General features: G+C 32.4%; 14 protein-coding genes. 6 read left to right on the top strand and 8 right to left on the bottom strand.

Annotated elements, in window-relative coordinates:
* Positions 1–116 precede the first annotated feature (116 nt).
* From LUA90_RS01715 to LUA90_RS01705, 3 genes are all read right to left on the bottom strand, one after another.
* Positions 117–731: a hypothetical protein gene (locus tag LUA90_RS01715; protein WP_231489859.1), complete on the bottom strand. Its 615-nt coding sequence runs from the start codon at positions 729–731 to the stop codon at positions 117–119.
* A gap of 111 nt (positions 732–842) precedes the next feature.
* Positions 843–1,835, bottom strand: a complete 993-nt coding sequence (locus LUA90_RS01710; RefSeq protein ID WP_231489858.1) for an agmatine deiminase family protein — start codon at positions 1,833–1,835, stop codon at positions 843–845.
* 99 nt (positions 1,836–1,934) lie between these two features.
* On the bottom strand, positions 1,935–2,501 hold the full coding sequence (locus LUA90_RS01705; protein ID WP_231489857.1) for a hypothetical protein: 567 nt from the start codon (positions 2,499–2,501) through the stop codon (positions 1,935–1,937).
* A 76-nt stretch (positions 2,502–2,577) separates the two neighbouring features.
* On the opposite strand from LUA90_RS01705, the gene LUA90_RS01700 reads away from it, so the two are divergent.
* Complete coding sequence (locus LUA90_RS01700) at positions 2,578–2,802, top strand: helix-turn-helix domain-containing protein (protein WP_231489856.1); 225 nt, start codon at positions 2,578–2,580, stop codon at positions 2,800–2,802.
* Here LUA90_RS01700 and LUA90_RS01695 read toward each other — a convergent pair.
* The 5 genes from LUA90_RS01695 to LUA90_RS01675 all read right to left on the bottom strand — a co-directional run bounded on the left by LUA90_RS01695 (position 2,799) and on the right by LUA90_RS01675 (position 9,164).
* Complete coding sequence (locus LUA90_RS01695; RefSeq protein ID WP_231489855.1) at positions 2,799–5,807, bottom strand: P-loop NTPase fold protein; 3,009 nt, start codon at positions 5,805–5,807, stop codon at positions 2,799–2,801. The genes LUA90_RS01700 and LUA90_RS01695 overlap by 4 nt on opposite strands.
* A gap of 252 nt (positions 5,808–6,059) precedes the next feature.
* On the bottom strand, positions 6,060–6,371 hold the full coding sequence (locus LUA90_RS01690; protein WP_231489854.1) for a hypothetical protein: 312 nt from the start codon (positions 6,369–6,371) through the stop codon (positions 6,060–6,062).
* A 40-nt stretch (positions 6,372–6,411) separates the two neighbouring features.
* Complete coding sequence (locus LUA90_RS01685) at positions 6,412–7,344, bottom strand: hypothetical protein (RefSeq protein ID WP_231489853.1); 933 nt, start codon at positions 7,342–7,344, stop codon at positions 6,412–6,414.
* The gene (locus LUA90_RS01680) at positions 7,341–7,667 is read right to left on the bottom strand and encodes a helix-turn-helix domain-containing protein (RefSeq protein ID WP_231489852.1); all 327 of its coding nucleotides are present in this window, start codon (positions 7,665–7,667) and stop codon (positions 7,341–7,343) included. Before LUA90_RS01680 ends, LUA90_RS01685 begins: the two co-directional genes overlap by 4 nt.
* 252 nt (positions 7,668–7,919) lie before the next feature.
* Positions 7,920–9,164: a site-specific integrase gene (locus tag LUA90_RS01675; protein WP_231489851.1), complete on the bottom strand. Its 1,245-nt coding sequence runs from the start codon at positions 9,162–9,164 to the stop codon at positions 7,920–7,922.
* Between the two features lie 578 nt (positions 9,165–9,742).
* On the opposite strand from LUA90_RS01675, the gene LUA90_RS01670 reads away from it, so the two are divergent.
* The 5 genes from LUA90_RS01670 to LUA90_RS01650 all read left to right on the top strand — a co-directional run bounded on the left by LUA90_RS01670 (position 9,743) and on the right by LUA90_RS01650 (position 19,473).
* Positions 9,743–11,407 (top strand): DUF6377 domain-containing protein, encoded by a 1,665-nt coding sequence (locus tag LUA90_RS01670; protein WP_231460010.1) that lies wholly within the window; start codon positions 9,743–9,745, stop codon positions 11,405–11,407.
* A gap of 359 nt (positions 11,408–11,766) precedes the next feature.
* On the top strand, positions 11,767–14,715 hold the full coding sequence (locus LUA90_RS01665; RefSeq protein ID WP_231460011.1) for a TonB-dependent receptor: 2,949 nt from the start codon (positions 11,767–11,769) through the stop codon (positions 14,713–14,715).
* A gap of 6 nt (positions 14,716–14,721) precedes the next feature.
* The gene (locus LUA90_RS01660; RefSeq protein ID WP_231460012.1) at positions 14,722–16,194 is read left to right on the top strand and encodes a RagB/SusD family nutrient uptake outer membrane protein; all 1,473 of its coding nucleotides are present in this window, start codon (positions 14,722–14,724) and stop codon (positions 16,192–16,194) included.
* Between the two features lie 53 nt (positions 16,195–16,247).
* The gene (locus tag LUA90_RS01655) at positions 16,248–17,612 is read left to right on the top strand and encodes an alpha-amylase family glycosyl hydrolase (protein ID WP_231460013.1); all 1,365 of its coding nucleotides are present in this window, start codon (positions 16,248–16,250) and stop codon (positions 17,610–17,612) included.
* A gap of 22 nt (positions 17,613–17,634) precedes the next feature.
* Positions 17,635–19,473 carry a glycoside hydrolase family 13 protein gene (locus LUA90_RS01650; protein WP_231489850.1) on the top strand — a complete coding sequence of 613 codons (1,839 nt, stop codon included), beginning with the start codon at positions 17,635–17,637 and terminating at the stop codon, positions 19,471–19,473.
* Positions 19,474–19,520: the final 47 nt, after the last annotated feature.

The following is a 19,520-nucleotide window of genomic DNA, read 5'->3' as shown; positions in this document are numbered from 1 at the left end:
GACTCCCTTCGGCTCCACAAATCTTTAAAAGAATCCGCGAAATTTCAATAATCTCGCGGATTTTCTTTTTTCCCATACAAAATCCCATACAAGATTTAAATTTGAGATTATATGAATTAATATTTGTGAGAATTATCAATTTTTGTTTGATTAGCTTGAAGCTTATTTTCTATTTTAAACTTAATTTGGTTAAGAAATGCTTGTTTTTTGTTTTCGAAAAATAGTTTCACATCATCATTATTTTCCTTTAACAAATTAAGTAAATTTTCCTTTTGTGATTTAATGGCTGGCCCATTGGCGTCAAAATCCGAACCCTGAAAATGATATTCTAAAGTAAAAGAATTAGCCTCCAAAACTCCTCTTAATGACCTAGGATTGTATTTTTCTGTTAATAATAAAGAATTTCTATCGCCATTAAACCCAACTTTATACTTTATCTCTGTTACTGTAGATGTAGAACTACTCATTGAAAAAGTAAACCTCTCTGGGAACAACGACCTAGCATTATTAATTTGTAATTCCTCTGTTTTGTCATTTTTAGTTTCCGCTCCTAATATAAGTTCTGGAAATTTATATAAATCATTAAATATTTTTAATTGTAGAGCTTGTACAGCTTCAGTACTCATTGCGTTATGAGTAATTCCGTTTACAGCAAAATCAATTTTCTCAACCAATTCATTATAATATTGGTCTACTTTTTTTGTAAAAATGTCAAAAGTTCTTAAGTGCATAATTTTTAGATTATTTATTAACGAAGATTATAAAAAACAATTAATTATTGAATTTTAGTTTTAGACATTATTTTCTTTAAGGATTTTTAGAATTTCTCTACGATTAAGGGTTCAATACGTAAAACTAAGGCAATGTAAAGAACCACCAAATTGAGCTAAACTATCGCAATTAATACCTTTAACATCAAAACCCAAACTTTGGTATATTTCTTTGTTAGATTGGTTGTAATACTCCGTTTCTCTTTTTGTTGACAAAGTGTATTCTGGAAGTATTATAGTATTGTTAATGCGCAAGTTATTTATGTAGTTGCCCTTTGCAGTATAAAAACAGCCCTTACGCTTAAAAATATTGCAATTACACGCTACTGCTTCATCAATTGGCCTATCATTAATTCTTGTAATAGCCAACCCCCTACCAATGGAATAATTGCTTAGATACTCTAAATATTCATTATCTTTTTTTAAAAATGCCATATTTGGATAATTACTAATAGCAATATTGTTTTCGTTAATAAAGGACATATATCCATCAGTATGACCGACAACATCAGTTATAGATTTATTAATGATTAGTGGCTGAATATCTAGCTTATCTTTAATGATATTTTCAATATATTCTTTAGTAAATGATGGATTGTCTTCTATAATTTTACTGGTAATGAAACCATATCGAGTATTGTTTACCAAGTTGCCACCATCCCAAATTAACGGCAAATCGACAATTGGCTTATTTATAAAGTGCTTAATTATTTTCCTAGAAAGCTTATTTATTCTCTCAAAGTAATTCCATCTGTTTTTGTAATCACAGTACTTTGGAAAATAAATAGGCTTTATAAACTTATTATCGTTTATAAAGCCTAAGCAATCACGCATCCATATATCATCCCATTTCTCAATTAATAATGGTTGAAATATCTTGTTAGGATGCATATTATTCAACTGATATAATGCTGCTTCATCAGTTGTTACAATTTGGATATTAATATCTAATGGTAAGTTATTTATAAGTTCATCAATTACAAATGAACATTTACTAAACTCATTTTTAAAATTTAGAGGATAAGCTAAAATGATATTTTTAACTTCTGAGAAATCACAATTCATATTTATTTACAGTTTTTAATAACCTGCAAACGTAAAAAGAGAATTTTCGAAGAAAAAATCTTTCTTTTCTTCTACATAAGAATAGATTATAATATACCATTAAAAGCACTCTCCTCTAGTACCAAGGGTAAAAATTTTCATCCAAGTATCTATACCATAATCAACATCAACTACTTTTTTTGATTTTAAAACTATTATACATCCAGATGATTTTGTTTTAGTTAATACTAAAATACATTCAAAATCATCGTCTATCCACTTACCGAAATATGTCGTTCTATAAACTTCTCCAAAAAACTCATCATTTTCAACTTTACTTTCTTTTTTAGCAAACTTTGCTGTCCATTCTTCTCCGTTCAACCATTTCAAAGTAAATGTTTTCATTTTTCCATCTAAGATTATCCGTCCCTGTTCTCTAGTCTCACCCATGTTTTTGAAATATGCTTTATAATTATTTGCTGAAACCAAGACTGGTTGCTGATATTGAGATAAATGGTAACTGAAAAATTGAAGTTGCTTTTTTGTTTGTTCCAAAGCTGGTTTATTGGAGCTTGCTTTATAAAGAGCGTCTTTATTTATTTTTGGAATGTTTTTACTCTGCTCTTGAGAAAATACAACATTAGTATTTAGGAAAATACTAGCAATTAATAGAATGATTTTTTTCATAAGTCAATTTAAATTTAATCTAAAATAACGCATATATGCGTCTATTCAAAACGAAAGTATCCAGCAATTTGGATGCGTGATAAAAATTAAAAACTACGAAGTTATAAAGGCCTTTGGCAAAAGGGTAAGAGATTTAAGAACTTCTCAAAATTTATCTCAAGAAGAACTTGCCAATTTAGCCGATGTACCTCTCTCCCAAATTGGTAGAATTGAAAGAGGAGAGGTTAATCCTACTCTAAGTACAATCTTTACTTTATGTTTAGCATTAAATGTAGACTCAAAAAAAATAATTGAGTTTTAATTTTTGGCTTTATTAATTTGCGCCTGTATATTTTTTTGAACTGATTTTAATAATTTTTTATCTGCAATATCTTCGACATCTTTTTGCTTTAAGTGTGTGTAAAACTCCTCTAATTTCCCTAATTCAACATTGTTGATTTTTAAAGAAAGCTCCAAAGATTGATTAACTAGATTTTGGTCTAATGTATTCATTTTTAATATTGGAAGCAGCTTTCCTTGATTCCCCTTTTCAATTAAAAACGATAAAAACTCTGTATCATTTTTTTTCTCTACCAAGTTTTCTTGTTTCTGAAGCTGTTCAATAACTAACATCATTAAATCTTGTGGTAGCGCAATTAAGGCAGATAACTCTAATTGTGATAAAACCTCTTTAAGTAGCCTAGAAGACCTTTTGTTTTTCATATAGGTCTTGAAAACAACACCAATATTATTTTCTAAGTGATATTGGTTATAAATTCTTAGTAGAAATTCTTTCACTTCAATATCAGAATATACATTTTCTTTATCACTTTCTTTTAAGAGACAATTTTCTGTTATAAAAAGTCTATTCTCATTAAATTCTTGAAAAAGCAAAACAATAGGTTTCAATGGAAAGAAAGAAAAATTGGAATTTTCAATTATAAAATCCTTAAATGCTACCTCTAACAACTCCTCGTCTTTGGAATAAATACCCAACAATAACTTAGCAATTGAATTGACACCTAATGAAATTCTATATGCTTCAAAAAGAAACTTAATTATTTTTCGCCGATCGTCAGCAGACGACTCACTAAAAAAATCAATTGTTAAATTATTATATGGGTAAGCCGTACTTTTTTCAACTCGATCACTTAGTAGTTTTTCACATAGACTACCAAGCTTTGTTCGATATTCATCAGATAATTCTATATTATCAGAAACAGTTAATATTTTGTTTAAAATGTTAATTGTTTTAAGCTTATTCTCAGTTATTTGATTTGATACTGGCTCAAAATCTTCCGTGGTCTTATCAATAATTGATTCCCACACTAAAGATTGATTCTCCAAATTATCTGCTAAATATTGAAAATCTTCAATATTTTGATCGTTACTATAAATTGTTTCCTCTGAAATCAATTGTTCTGATATAAATTGCTTATCGATAATAATTGGTAAAACATCTTGTCTTAGGTCTAAATCATTTAAATAGATAGTTCCTTGTGATTTATAATAACCAACAAATAATTCTTTAACATTGCTGGCATGTTTTAAATCAATATTATCAATATAGTTCTTAAATAAGGATTGACCAGATGCATCCAAAGTACCGTCTTCAGCTTTACCGTCTTTAAGCATAGTAACAATAATACTGTCTAAATATTCGTTATTAATTTTTATTAGAACATTATTAAATGATACTAAATTTAAAAATGAAGGAAGCTTTTTTAGAACTAATGGTAAGCTAAGTCCTTTTTGAGTTAATTCAGTTTGAAAGCTATTTAAAATTGAAATGTCAACTGCTTCTAAATTAGATAACAAATACATAATCCTATTGATATAATTAGGTACATCTGTTTCTATAAATCCTCTTTTTATTGCATCTCGTAATTTAAATATAAAAGTATCTAATACTGTTTCCTGAGTAATTGACAATTCATTCAGTTCTAATAAGAAGCTATCTAAGTTTTCATCATCAACAAATTTTAGTAAAACATCTGGTAAAGAATCATAATTATCACTATTAATTATAATTTTTTCTAATGTTTGATAATTCAAATCCATAGTGATAACGAACGTTTCTCTTAAAAAGCTAGCTAAATCAGATTTTAAATCTTCTTTGCTCATTCCCTGCTCGCTTGAGAAAAAAACATTTGGTTTCGAACATACAAGGTTATAATATTCAGGCCATTCTTCCCTAAGAATTAAAAATTTACAAATCGATTTTTGATTTTCTAATGCAAATTCTTGCCCATGCTTTGCACCTAAAAGTGATAATTCTAATTGTAAATTATTAAAAAACTGTAAAATTCTACGAGGGTTTGAAGCATACTCTTTGGCAATAATATTAAGTGTATCAGGCTTAAATCCTATTTCATTGTTATCATTTAGTTTTTTAGCATAATCGTAAATTTCACTGTTTTTGAATGGCTTAATACGAATTGTAGCATTAAAATATTTCCTTAAAAATTCTTCACTTTCTTTTGGATTACTACCATCATTTTTAAAAATATGTTTTTTTAATGCGACCTCATCCACTGGTATTAAGAATATTATATTAAATCCATTTTCTATAAAATTCTTCGTGTTAGTCAATAAATCATAAGCTATATTTTTATGACATCTATCTATGTTATCAATAACAATTACAATTCTATCGAATTGATTACTACTAGTTCCTTTGATGAAGTTATCTGCCTTCTCAAGCAATGTTTTTTTTCTAAATGAATTAGTTAACATCTCTTTAAAACATTCCTCAAATTGCTCTGGAGCAAACAATTGAGGCTTCTGGACATTGACTTTATATTCATTGAATGCCTTAGAAGAAACTGTAGCAATAAATCCGAGTATCGAGACAAGAATAGTCAAAGTCAGACCCGCTGTACTGCTCAGAGAAAGATTAGTTGCAACTATAATAGCGACAAGTAGTGCCACCACAATAATCATCAAGAAAGGAATATTAAATTTCTTTTTAATCTCAACTTCTTCATTTTTATTAATGTAAAAAGAAGCCATTGAATCGTTCATTTCTAAACCAAGCTCTTGCTGAACTTTACGCAAAAACATTCTTCTAAAAGAATCATTAGCATATTTCCAGGCATCATAAACTATAAATTTTGTTTTAATATCCTGCAGATTTTCTAAATTAGTTTTAACAGTATTTATTATTGAAGATTTACCAGAACCCCACTCTCCAAATAATCCTATTGTTAGTGGAATATCTTTAGGTGCTGAAGAAATTAAGTTCTCTAGCGATTCAGCATATTGTTTTGTATTTAAAAAATCTTCACTATTAAGGTTAGCTTCTTTATCTATGAGTATTTTAGTCATTTTGAGAACTAATTAATTTAAATATTAAATTATTATAAGAACGTAATTTACCAAAATCTTTTAGCGTGAATCTAGGGAATTTTCCACAATACAGAAGTAACGTAGAAGCGCTTGTATCAACTTTGTGAAATTATCGATAATCTTACCGAAAGAAAAGAGTTCCTCGATTATACAGCACATAAAAAAGTGTGGTGCAAAATAAAAGGCCCAAGACAGGCCTTTTATTTATAAATTATTATTTTTTTTTAATTGCTATTTTATTTCGGACTTTTCTTCATTATTAAAATATTCATCACACTTTTTAAAATATGAGTAAGCTATATTATTCATAATAGTATATAATTCTTTTAACTTATTTAAATCTTCTTCATTTGTTTTATTTAATTTTTTAATTACAATTTTTTCTATTTCTTCAAATGGATAACGTTCTTGTGCTTCATAATCTCTATTTATAAGATTATAAATCTTTAAACTTAATTGCTCACCAAATATCAATACTTCATGAGCAATGTCTTCTAATATATCATTATATATTTCTTCTTTATTTTGTTTAACTGTATTCATCTTCTGTTTATTTTAATTTCGTTTCATAATTCCTTACGAGCTATGAAACCGGTATCGTTGTTAACTGATTAATTTTATTTTTAATACTGTTTTCAATTTGTAAATGGATATTCTCTGGCGCAATATTCCAATTATTATACACACGTTGGTTTTCAATGCGTACTCTATTATAAATCGATTTTGGCATCGCCCTAATCAAATCTTCTTTAAAGTGTTTGTTACAATGAGCATGAATTTTATTTAAATCTTCGATTGGAATTCCAACGTTTTCAATAAGAGGCAGCTTTCTAATATTAGAATAAACCTCTAACAGATAATCACCAAATTTCTTCCATGTTTCATATTGGCATAGTGTCTTCATAGTTAATTTATCTTCACCTAAAACTGCTCGAATCTTTCGCAGTTGACCAAATACAACTTCATACCTCAATACATTTTTAAAGTTTATTTTTGCTTGCTTTGACTTATCGTAAAACTTTAATTGATAATCACTCAAATAGGATTTCCGCATTATGGGCTTGCCTTTGTCGCCCCTAGGTTCACAAGTAACAAAACTATTTGATGTATTATAAACTTGGTAAGATAAATACCTGTCAATAATATCAAATGGCTTAAAGCCTATAATATCAACGTTAACACCAACCTCTAAATTGGTAGATAATTCAAAATCTTCAATTGGTCGATTGAAGTAAAGCTTTGAAAGTACCTCTGCTACCGCAATCATATCTGTTAAATGAAAATCATTATAATTTTCAGCCAACTGCATGTGGCTTATAGAAGCATTATAAAATTTATGCACAGAGTTTTTTATCAACAATAGCCTACTATCTGGATAATAATAAATTCGCAGATTATAAAAGTCAACATATACTTTATTGCTATTAATTGGGCATTCAGCATTAATTAATGTTATAAATTTTTCGAACTCTGAGTTAGAAAAATTAACAATTCTAAAAACAGTGTAGTCAATCATTTCTTGTTAACCACTTTGCATGCCTTTAATAGGGCATTTTTATCAAATAGTATTTTTTTTCCAATCCTAGAATAAGGCAATTTACCCGACGCTACATATTTGGATAAAGTAGGTAAACTAATGTCCAACAAAGCGCAAGCTTGTTTTCTGGTTAATAGTTCTTCTGAATTTTTAACATCTAAAACTAACGGCGTTTGATTAACCGTTTCTGCTATTGCATTTTTTAATTGTTCTTTAAAAACTTCAATTAATTCCTCTAGAGGTATGTTAATTGTAAACATTGTAAATAAATTAAATTCAGCTTTTCCATCTCCAATCTCCATAAATCAAATTTGGATGAGCTTTCTTAAAAAATACAACTTAGCACCTTGCTAAGAGGTTACAATTTGGATTTACAATTTTGCTATCATCTAATGATGCAGGGCCAATTACTAATTTGGTGGTGATAGTAATTTGATGGAAAAAATCTCCGCTACCTAAATAGGATTTAAGGTAAACTTGAGATAAAGAAATCCAGAGAACCTGGATAACTTTTGGGCAATTACTAAGAATTCTAAAAATTTTACAAATAATTTTTAACTTATTTGCTGTATTTGTCCAAATGCTTTGTTCATTTGAACTGCTTTAAATCCATTATCTATTTTGTTGTATCGTGCAAAAGAGCTAAGACTTTTGTGGTTACTTATCGACCTAATCATTTCGCTGTCAACACCTTGATTAAACATTATACTTATACCTGATTTTCTTCCAAAGTGACAAGTTAATACCTCATATAGTTTAAAAGTTTCTTCCAACTTTTGACTACCCCTATATTTAACTTTCGTTACCAATCGATTTAATCCTGCTAATTCACCAATTTTTTTTAAGTATTCATTCATTTTTTGGTTACTAATAAAAGGCATAATGTAAGGTCCACTAATATCTTTATATCTATCTAATAATAATTCCACCTGAGGGATAATCGGTATACTTAGCGCAGACTTAGTTTTCTGTGAAATTATATTAATGTTACCATCTGCAACATCTGATTTCCTTATTGCCGATGCATCTGAATACCTTAAGGTTGTGTATGACATTAGAAGAAAACAATCCCTAACCTGCGCCAAACAGATATTGTTTGTTTTTAAGTTCTGAATCTTCATTAGTTCGTCTCCAGTCAACGCCAAAATTTCTGGTTCTGTAAATTTATACCTAAATGTTTTAAATGCGTAATTACTAGTATATCCAAGTCTTACGCAGTGGTTTAAAAACCATTTAAGCACTTTAACATTTCTTGCTACTGTGCCATTAGTATGTTTTAAGTCAACTAAGCAGTATTCTACATATTTATTAAAGAACATTGTATCTACAACTTCAAAATCAAGATTGATTTTCTTCTTTTTTGCAAATTCTATTAGATGTTTTTTATTCGTTGATAACTTCTTTACGGTACCAATTGAAGCTTTAAGCTTATAGCCTTCAATAAATTCTTCATAATGTTGAACTAATGTTTTTTTGTCTTTGACATCATTACCATTTAAAGCATTTCTTAGAGAATTTACATTAGGTTGCTTACCTGCTAAAATCATATCTCTATATATTTTATTTACTTGGTCACATTTGGAAGCGACTATTGCATTAATTTCTACACTCCCAATGTAATTTGGTTTAACTCTATGATTTTTTTCATCCCATTTATTCCGATCGATATTCTGCCCACTCTGTATCCACATTCGTTTTCCATCAAATGAAAAATCTATCAGTATAGGAATATTAGTTTGCTTTAATTTCCCTGTGTTTATATCTTTTCTTGATTCCAATTTAGGTGTTGCCTTAGCCATTGTTTTATTTGTTAAATTATATAAAATATTATATTATTATTATTTAATATATTAATAATCAATTACTTACAAAGTAACATTTAAATTTTCATATATTAAAACATTTGTTAATTACGAGATAAAATTGAGTGCATACAAATTCACATACAAAAAAGTCTTTTCTCATTTTTACTATACTTCACTAAACTTTAAAAATTGATTTAAGGCGGTATGAAAGCTACCACAGATATACACAGTTTCTTTACTGTATTTACTCTAATTTTATAAAACGAAAAGGAACCTTCGGCTCCACAAAAACAATAGAAACCGCTTAATTAATTTTAAGCGGTTTTCTTTTTTAAAAGTTTTATATCTAACTAAAATTACTTTTAGCTTGTATGGCTAATTCATTGTAACATCCATGCAGGAAATGGAATTTATTAAGGTGATTCATTATATTTGATTTAACCAAATATTTAAGCAAAACATGCAATTGTTTATTGCTTTAAATCATTTCATTATATACCAAAATGATGTTACGCTCCACAAGCTTTAAAATAATTCGGTGTTTAAGGTTTGGCATTAATCTTCTAATTTTTTTGGTCACTTTTACTTTTTCTGCTCCGGCTTTTGGAAAGGAGAATATTGATAGCCTTAAAAAAGTATTAACGAATGTACTAAAAGATAAGGCGTTTTTTGATGCTAAAAAAAGGGCGTCTATTGGTAGGCTTCAGCAAAAACTTAAAGCCAATTTTAACAATGTAGATTTGCGTTATCAGGCTTATCTGGCTTTGTTTAACGCTTACAAGTCTTATATACACGATTCGGCATACGTATATTCTCGTAAAGCAAGTGATTGTGCTCATTTATTAAAAGACCCCGCAAAAATTAATTATTCCAAAGTTAATGTGGGGTTTGTACTGATATCTTCTGGTATGTTTAAAGAAGGTTTGGATACATTGCAAGGTGTAAATCCGAAATTATTAAATGAAAGCCACCAGTTTGAGTATTATTTTCTAATGGCCAGGAGTAATTTCGATTTAACTGATTACAATAAAATCCATGATTTTAGTGAGCATTACAAGGAAAGAGGTATAAAATATTGTGATACAATAATGAATAAGTATCCAATAGCTTCTTATGAATATCTTTCGGGTAAGGGTTTGAAACTACTCCGAAGTAAACAATTTAAGGCTGCAATTGAGCCTTACGAGCGGTTGCTGAAAATGAAATCAACTTATCAGGATAGCGCAATTAATTACAGCTGTTTGAGTTATCTGTATTTTAGCGTTAATAAGCCTGATTTAGGGGTTAGCTATCTGATAAAATCTTCAATACTGGATAATACTCATTCTATAAAAGAATCATTAGCTTTAGTTAATCTTGCTAAATACTTATATAGCCAAGGAAGTGTTAAAGAAGCTTTCACTTATATTCATAGTGCTATAGAGGATAATAATTTTTATGGAGCGAAACAGCGCAAGGTTGAAATCAGTAATATACTACCTATAATAGAAAGGGATAAAATCAATGATATTGAAAAACAAAAACGTTCGCTTCTAATATATGCTTCGATTATTACCGGCTTAATTATTCTGACAATCTATTTTGCAACCACAACTTTTAGACAATTAAAGAAAATTAGGATTGCCGATACATTAATATTGGAAAAAAATCATGATTTAAATCTTGCTAATGCTGAGCTGCTCAATATTAACAATTCTCTTGATGTGGCCAATCGCTCATTAACACGTACCAATCGTAAACTTGACGAAGTAAATCTGATTAAGGAGGAATACATTGGGCAATTTTTTAACATCAATGCAGATTCTATCGAGAAACTCGAAAAGCTTAAACGAAGCCTGGAAAAAATTGTACATCATAAGCAATATGATGAATTGCAGGTAATTATTAACAGACTAAATACCAATATCGAAAGGGAACATTTTTTTCAGCGTTTCGATGAAGTTTTCTTAAATCTTTTTCCAGATTTTATACAAGAGTTTAATGCGTTATTTGCAGATGAGGATAGAACTCTACCAACTGCCGGGCAGCTTTTAAATAAGGAACTCAGGATTTTTGCTTTAATTAGATTAGGCATTGATGAGAATGAAACCATTGCCAAGATTTTGAACTATTCTGTAAATACTATTTATACTTACAAAACGAAAGTCAAAAACAGATCTTTAATAGCAAATGATGTTTTTAAAGAAAAGATTATGAATATCCGAACTGTAAAAAACGAATTCCCGTTCGACTATTAGTATAAAAGAAAAATATCAAATATGACCAATCCAAATAAATTTTAATATTTGGGTTTTTATATTCTATTAATTCGGCACATAACATTTGATTTTTAAGTCTTTAATCGCTCTTGTTGTGAGTGTTAAAATGTGTTTAAAAAGGTGTATTATCTTCTCGTTTTCTTATAGATGATCTATATATTATTTCTATAATTTATTATTCAAGTATCTGATTATTAATATATTATATGTTTTGTGTTTCATATATTTTTAATATTTGGATTTTCTGCTCTTGCGTTTATTTTTAAACTCTTCTTACTTTGATTCGTAATCGCTGGAAGCCTTTTCAGCTGCAACTAACCAAATTACTAATCAAAATTATGATGAGAAAAAACTACTTTTTTTATTCTTTCAGGTATGGACTAACCATACTTTTCCTAATCATTTCCAGCATTGCCTTTTCTCAGCAATCTGCTTTTAATGGAAAGATTGTAGATGAAAATAATGAGCCTTTAGCAGGAGCCACAATCCAGATTAAAGGAACAAATCAACGAACAACAACAAACTCGAACGGAGAGTTTCAGCTTGCTTTAAATCAAAATGCGCTCACCATTATTGTAAATTATATGGGCTATGACCCTGCTGAGCGTACCTTAACAGGAGGCAAGGCAGTTGTTATTCAACTCAAACCAGATGCTAAATCACTTTCTGATGTTGTTGTAGTTGGATATGGAACTACCAAGAAATCGGATGTTACGGGTGCGGTGGCCAGTATCGGTAGTAAGGATTTTAATCAGGGTGCTATTACCAGTCCATTGCAACAGATAGCAGGTAAGGCTGCCGGTGTGGTAATTACCCAAACAGGGAGCGAACCGGGCAGTGCTCCAAATATTAAAATCAGAGGTATTACTTCAATTCAAGGCAATAACAATCCGCTTGTGGTTATAGATGGTGTTCAGGGCGATGTAAGTTTCCTTAATCAAATTCCGCCAACGGAAATTCAAAGTATTGAAGTGCTAAAAGATGCTTCTGCAACGGCTATTTATGGTTCACGCGGAGCATCAGGCGTGCTGATTGTAACCATGAAAAAAAGCAGAAGTGGTACATCTATTGAGTATAATGCAAATTCTTCAGTAGATGTTGTAACCAGACAACTCGAAATGCTTTCGGCTGCAGAATGGTCGCAACAGGCTGCTGCCCGAAGTATACCGGCATCTTCTAATTTTGGTGCTGATACCGATTGGTTTGGCTTGCTTACCAGAAATGGTACAACACAAAACCATACGCTTACTTTAGGTGGTAGTAGTGATAATTTTTCTTACCGTGCATCTTTAGGTATGGTACTGCAAAATGGTATAGTTATAAATTCTGATAATCAACGCTTTATTGGTCGAATTGAAGCTACTCAAAAGGCATTGGAAAATAAATTATCCATTACGATGACTTTAAACGGAACTAATACTCAAAATAATGGAAGTCCGGGTTCTATTGGCCGTGCAGCTTTTACTTCAAATCTCATTTCTAACGCATACATATCAAGGCCAACAGATCCGGTTTATCGCCCAGATGGCAGTTATTTTACTGATCCAAATCTTTTTCAGCCTTTGAATGTATTGGCTGCTGCGAATAGCATCATTAGTGAAACTGAATCTAACCGTTTATTAGGTTCGATGCGTATTAACTATAAAATTATCAGTGGCTTATCAGCAGAGGTATTTGGCAGCTGGCAGAAAACTAATGGTACATCAGGAAATTATACACCAGCAATATCAACTGTGGCTGCAGCTATAGATCAGAAGGGATATGCAAGCGTTAATAACAATAATTCTGATTATAAACTGATGGATTTTCAGTTGAATTACAGCAAAGATTTCGGAGATCATCATTTTGATGCAGCTGCGGTTTACGAATGGCAGGCCCAAATGGATTCTGGAAGCGGTAGCGCAGCTCGTGGATTTGTAAATGACTTGGCCACCTATAATAACCTTGGTTTAGGAGATTTTTCTAAAGTGCAAGCTGGAGATTATTCTTCATATCGTAATCAACGCAGAACTGTTTCGGTTTTAGGTCGTGTAAATTACTCATACAAAGACCGATATTTATTAACTGCAAACTTTAGGAGAGATGGTGCCACAGTTTTTGGTGCAAATCATAAATGGGGTAATTTTCCGTCGGCATCGGTAGCCTGGAAAATTGACCAGGAACCGTTTATGAAAAATCAGAATGTGTTTTCTTCGCTTAAATTAAGGGCCGGTTTTGGTATTACAGGAAATCAGCAGCCTTTAAATGTTCTACAATCTCTGCAAATTGTACAAGGATCTGGAACTGTATTTTTTGCAGGGAATGTGCAAACCAATTTCAGGGTTACGCAAAATGCAAATGCTGATTTGGAATGGGAGCAGAAGAAATCTACAAATATAGGTTTAGATTTTGCCCTATTTAAAGGCCGCCTGAATGGTAGCTTCGATATTTATAAAAATGTTACAAATAAGTTGCTGTATGGCTATACAGTGCCACAACCTCCCTTCCCAACAGGCTCCATTCAGGCCAATGTTGGTAGCATCCAAGGTAGAGGTGTGGAAATGGCTTTAAATTACGATCTCATCAGCAATGCTTCTACAAGATTAACACTTGGTGGAAATGTAACTTTAATGGATTCAAAAGTTTTAAATTTAAGCGGCTCACTTAATGGCGTACCATTAATTACCAATAATGTTCCGTATGGTGGGCAAAATGCTTATCTGGTTGTTGGTCAGGCCATCGGTTCAATTTACATACTTCAGCATGGAGGTGTAACAACAAATGGAACACAAATTATTGTAGACCAGGATAGAAACGGGCGTATAGATGCGGGTGCTACAAGTCCTGATAGAATCTTCGCCGGACAAACACAGCCAAAATATACTTTTGCCTTTACGCCGAGCTTTAGCTATAAAAATTTCGATGCAGCAATATTAGTTCGTGGTTCTGGTGGTAACAAGTTGTTTAATGCTTTACGCTCAAACCTGAGCTTTTTAGAAAATTTAGGAAAATCTAACTTACTTAAAAGTGCTATCGATGATAATATTTTCACATCTGCATATCCTTTAGCGTCTGATTACTGGTTGGAGGATGGAAAATTTATCCGTTTGGAAAACGTAAATCTTGGCTATAGAATTCCTACAGCTAAATCAAAACACATTAGTTCGGTACGCTTTTCGCTAACCGGCCAAAATTTATTGCTGATAACAAAATATTCGGGTATTGACCCAGAGGAAACCGGCGGAGACAATGGTATTTACCCAAGGGTTAGAAATATTGCTGTTGGTTTAAATATTATCTTAAAATAAAAAGTGATGAAAAAATTAATAATTACCACGATAATTGCGGCAGGATTAATGGCAAATAGCTGCACAAAAGTTGACGAGAATGTTTACGATAAATACACAGCAGACCAATTTTTTGCAGATCCGAAAGGACCAGATATAGCTTTAGCTAGTGTTTATGCCCGTATGCCACAGTTTGGTGGTGGAGACAATGGATATTATGACACTAATAATATGTGTACCGATGAACAGGTAGTGCCGCATAGAGTAAGCGGAGATTGGGGGCCAGAAAATGCGTGGTTATATACCCGAGCCTGGACACCGGCCTTAGGCCAGATTAATACCACCTGGAACGCTTGTTACAATTCAATTTACCTTGCAAATTTGGCTGTTGAGCAATTAGAAAAAGCCAGCGCACCTGCAGCTAAACTTGCAGAGGTGAAGATTTTACGTGCATGGTTTTATTATCTGTTAATAGATGATTTTGGAGATGTACCATTTTACACTGATAATAATATTACAACTGCACAGCTAAAAACACAAACCAGAACTCAAATTTTTAATTGGATTGTTAGCGAAATTACTGCCAATGCAGATATTCTGCCAGAAACAAAGGGTGGTGCTTTTTATGGCCGCTTTAATAAATGGGCGGCATATACATTCTTAGCCAAAATGTATCTTAATGCTGGTGTTTATACTGGTACTCCAAAATGGGCAGAATGTTTGGCAGCATGCACAAAAGTAGCATCTGGAGGTTATACCTTGCATCCGGGAACTGCAAATGCTTCAAGTCCATTGGGTAATCGTTATTTTGAACTTTTTGGCGATACCTGTCCTGATGATGAAACTATTTTGGCAATTTGGTTAAAGCGTAATGTAATTGGAAATAATGTATTGGCGCTTAGAAGTGTAAACGGACCAAATGGTGTTGCAATGTTTGGTTTTGCCGGCTGGAATGGAACAATAGTGCCAGAAGAAACATACAATAAGTACGCTGCAAACGATATCAGAATTAAACAGTTTTTAATTGGTCCTCAGCCAGGCGGTGTTACCTATACGCCAAAGGTAACTTCATTAATAAATCCCGGAGCTGGTATAACAGAAGGGGTTAGGGGTGTAAAATTTTATCCTGTAGCACCAAATGATGGTAGCGGAAGTTCAAACGATTTTCCTATTTATCGCTATGCTGATGTATTGCTTATGATGGCCGAATGTAATGTACGCTTGGGTAATGCGGCTTCTGGCAAACCATTTATCGATCAGGTTAGGGTAAGGGCGGGATTGAGTGCACTTAGTGCAAATCCAACTCTCGAAAACATTTATGATGAGCGTGGGTTTGAATTGAATTGGGAAGGACATCGCAGGCAAGATATGATTCGCTTTGATACGTTTACTTTAGGGCATGGATTGGTTCCTGCTGTTGATGCACATTGGAAAATTTTCCCTATACCTACGGCGGCAATGAACGCAAATCCTAATTTAAAACAAAACCCTGGTTATTAATAGTATTTCTGGGGATACTTTTGATATCCCCAGATTAACATAACAATAAATAAATGATGAGAAACAAAATTTCGATACGTCTTTTTGCAGCAATTTGCTGTTTAATTTTACCACTTGTAAGCTTAGGTCAAGAGAAAGCATATCCACCACAATATGGAAAACCTTTTAAGGGCGTACCCGATAGGCGGGATGTAATTCTTTACCAGGTAAATACTCGTGCCTTTAGTAAAACCGGAGATTTTGCTGGTGTTACGGCTCGCCTGGACGCGATAAAAAATTTAGGTGTTAATGTAATCTACCTGATGCCAATTTATCCGGTAGGTAAGCTTAAAGGTGCAAACTCCCCATACGCTACAATGGATTATGATTCTGTAGGTAAAGAATTTGGCTCTCTACAAGATTTAAGAAAATTGGTAGATGGTGCGCATAAGAGAAATATTGCTGTGATGTTAGATATTGTAGCCAATCATACTTCATGGGATCATCCATGGATAGAAAAACCCGGTTATTATGTGCGTGATAGCGTTGGTCAAATTAAATATCCGGAAACGTGGCGAGATGTAGCCCAGCTTGATTTTAAAAATCAGGAACTAAGATTATCATTAATTCATTCGATGAAATCGTGGGTGTATAAAGCGAATATCGATGGTTTTCGCTGTGATTATGCTGATGGTCCGCCGCTGGATTTTTGGAAGCAAGTAAACGATAGTTTAAAAACGATTAAAACGCATAAACTTTTAATGCTTGCAGAAGGAAGCAGCCCTAAATACCTTGGTGTAGGTTTCGATTACTTTTTTGGTTTCAACTATTTTGGCAACCTTAAAAGCATCTTCAATAAAAATAAGTCTGTAAAATCTATCGATGCGCTAAACGAAAGAGATTATAAAGGTGCTGCTGAAGGACAAGCTGTGGTTCGCTACCTTACTAATCACGATGTAAATGGCTCTGACGGTACTCCATTAGATTTATTTGGTGGCAAAAAAGGTTCTATGGCCGCCTTTGTAGTAACCGCTTACATGAAAGGTATCCCAATGATATACAATGGTCAGGAAATTGGCACACCATTCCGCCTTACTTTCCCTTTTACAAGTAAATCAATTGATTGGTCGTTAGAAGAAACTAATAAAGAAGTGCTTGCTGATTACAAAAGAGTTGTAAACTTTTGGAATAAAAATAAAACGGTGCGTAGGGGAGAAATGACTTCCTACAGCAGCGATGATGTGTGCGTATTTACCAAGGTTCTAGACGGTGAAAAGGTGTTGGTTTTATCAAATTTGAGAAATAAGTCGGTAGATTATAATCTGCCAACATCGCTAACTGGCAATTGGATTGATGTTTTTGGTAATAAAAAGACTGTTTTGCCTGCACAAGTTAAACTTGAGCCATATCAATATATGGTTTTAAAAATTAAACATTAATTCATAAAATAAAAAAAATGAAATGTGTAAGAAAATAATTTATTTAAGCCTACTGGCTTTGCTTTGCAATTGGAATAGCGTATTTGCAAAAATTACCATAAACAGGGTAGAACCGGCAAACTGGTGGGTGGGTATGAAAAAAACGGAGTTTCAGATTCTGGTTTATGGGCCGGGAATTGGCAATGCAAAAGTTACGCTTAATTACCAGGGTGTAAGTTTAAAAGAAGCGGTAAAGGTAGAAAATCCAAATTACGTATTTCTGTATGTAAATGTTTCTAAAAGCGCAAAGGCGGGTAATGTATCAATCGACTTCTCTAATGGTGCAGATAAGTTTACCTATAATTATCCTTTAAAAAACCGTACAGATAAAAGTGGTGCATTGGGTTTCAATGCCGCTGATGTTTTGTATTTAATAACGCCTGATCGTTTTGCAAACGGCAATGCAAAAAACGATAATCTGGATAGCGTTTTAATCAACAGGAAAAGCCCGAATGCTCGTCATGGTGGAGATTACGAAGGGGTAAGGCAAAAGCTGGATTATATGAAAGACCTGGGTATTACCACAGTTTGGCTAAATCCGATACAGGAAAATAGAATGAGAGGTGGCTCTTATCACGGCTATGCGATTACAGATTTTTATCAATCAGACCCAAGGTTTGGTAGCAATGAAGAATTTAAAGCACTAACTCAGGAAACACATAATAAAGGTATGAAGATGGTGATGGATATGGTGCTAAATCATTGTGGAAGTTCGCACTGGTGGATGCGAGATTTGCCATCTAAAGATTGGATAAATAATGATGGTGTTTTTCTACAAACTAACCATGCAACAGTTTCTGTGATGGATGTTCATGCGTCGCCTACCGAACGTAATACATTTTTAAATGGCTGGTTTACTCGAGGCATGCCAGATTTGAACCAGCGAAACCCCCATCTTGCAACTTACTTAATTCAAAATAGTATTTGGTGGATAGAATATGCCCGCATTGATGGTATCAGACAGGATACGTACTCCTATATGGATTTTGATTTTCTGGCCAGATGGAATAAAGAAGTTTATGATGAGTATCCTAATTTTAATATTGTTGGCGAAACCTGGTATAACAAAAAAACATCTCCAGCCTGGTGGCAAGCTGGTTCTACCTTCGATAAAAAAGATTCGCACCTGAAAACGCCAATGGATTTCTCTTTAACATTTACCATGCAAAAGGCGTTTGATGGCGAAACCGATAATGGTTATTTAAACGAAATTTTCGAAGATGTAGCACAGGATTTTGTTTATGCTGACCCTTATCAAATATTAACCTTTTTGGATAATCATGACTTAGGAAGATTTAGTAGAAAAGAAGATAAAGATTTAAAACGTTTTAAGCAGGGATTGGCTTTTTTGCTCACCACACGCGGCATTCCGCAAATTTATTATGGTACAGAAGTGTTAATGATTGGTACCAAAGAAGATGGAGACGGACGCCTAAGAGTTGATTTTCCTGGCGGATGGCAAGAGGATAAAAAGGATGAATTTACAAAAGCAGGCCGGAGTGAAATTCAAAATGAAGCCTGGGATTATTTGCAAAATCTTTTACAGTGGCGCAAAACCAGTAAGGCGATAACAGGTGGAAAATTGATTCATTATGCACCAAAAAATGGTGTATATGTTTACGGTCGGAAGGCTGATAACCAAAGTGTAATGGTTGTGCTTAACAGTTCTTTAAAAGACCAATCAATCTCTATGGAGCGATTTACAGATATTACTTCTGGTTATTCTTCAGGAAAAGATATCATCTCAGGAAAAAATATGCAAATTTCTAAAGAAATTTCTATACCAGCTAAGGGGCAATATATTTTCGAACTAAATAAATAAAATTAAGAGAAAAATTGAAGTCGCCTTAATTTGGTTAAGTGCAAAAG

Source organism: Pedobacter sp. Leaf170 (assembly GCF_920984665.1).
Classification (GTDB): domain Bacteria; phylum Bacteroidota; class Bacteroidia; order Sphingobacteriales; family Sphingobacteriaceae; genus Pedobacter.
This window is presented reverse-complemented; position numbering and strand designations above follow the sequence as displayed.

Excerpts from the sequence above, each read along its gene's own strand:
- LUA90_RS01715 (WP_231489859.1), bottom strand. The coding sequence starts at position 731 with ATGCACTTAAGAACTTTTGACATTTTTACAAAAAAAGTAGACCAATAT.
- LUA90_RS01710 (WP_231489858.1), bottom strand. The coding sequence starts at position 1,835 with ATGAATTGTGATTTCTCAGAAGTTAAAAATATCATTTTAGCTTATCCT.
- LUA90_RS01660 (WP_231460012.1), top strand. The coding sequence starts at position 14,722 with ATGAAAAAATTAATAATTACCACGATAATTGCGGCAGGATTAATGGCA.
- LUA90_RS01695 (WP_231489855.1), bottom strand. The coding sequence starts at position 5,807 with ATGACTAAAATACTCATAGATAAAGAAGCTAACCTTAATAGTGAAGAT.
- LUA90_RS01705 (WP_231489857.1), bottom strand. The coding sequence starts at position 2,501 with ATGAAAAAAATCATTCTATTAATTGCTAGTATTTTCCTAAATACTAAT.
- LUA90_RS01650 (WP_231489850.1), top strand. The coding sequence starts at position 17,635 with ATGTGTAAGAAAATAATTTATTTAAGCCTACTGGCTTTGCTTTGCAAT.
- LUA90_RS01680 (WP_231489852.1), bottom strand. The coding sequence starts at position 7,667 with ATGGAGATTGGAGATGGAAAAGCTGAATTTAATTTATTTACAATGTTT.
- LUA90_RS01690 (WP_231489854.1), bottom strand. The coding sequence starts at position 6,371 with ATGAATACAGTTAAACAAAATAAAGAAGAAATATATAATGATATATTA.
- LUA90_RS01665 (WP_231460011.1), top strand. The coding sequence starts at position 11,767 with ATGATGAGAAAAAACTACTTTTTTTATTCTTTCAGGTATGGACTAACC.
- LUA90_RS01685 (WP_231489853.1), bottom strand. The coding sequence starts at position 7,344 with ATGATTGACTACACTGTTTTTAGAATTGTTAATTTTTCTAACTCAGAG.
- LUA90_RS01675 (WP_231489851.1), bottom strand. The coding sequence starts at position 9,164 with ATGGCTAAGGCAACACCTAAATTGGAATCAAGAAAAGATATAAACACA.
- LUA90_RS01655 (WP_231460013.1), top strand. The coding sequence starts at position 16,248 with ATGATGAGAAACAAAATTTCGATACGTCTTTTTGCAGCAATTTGCTGT.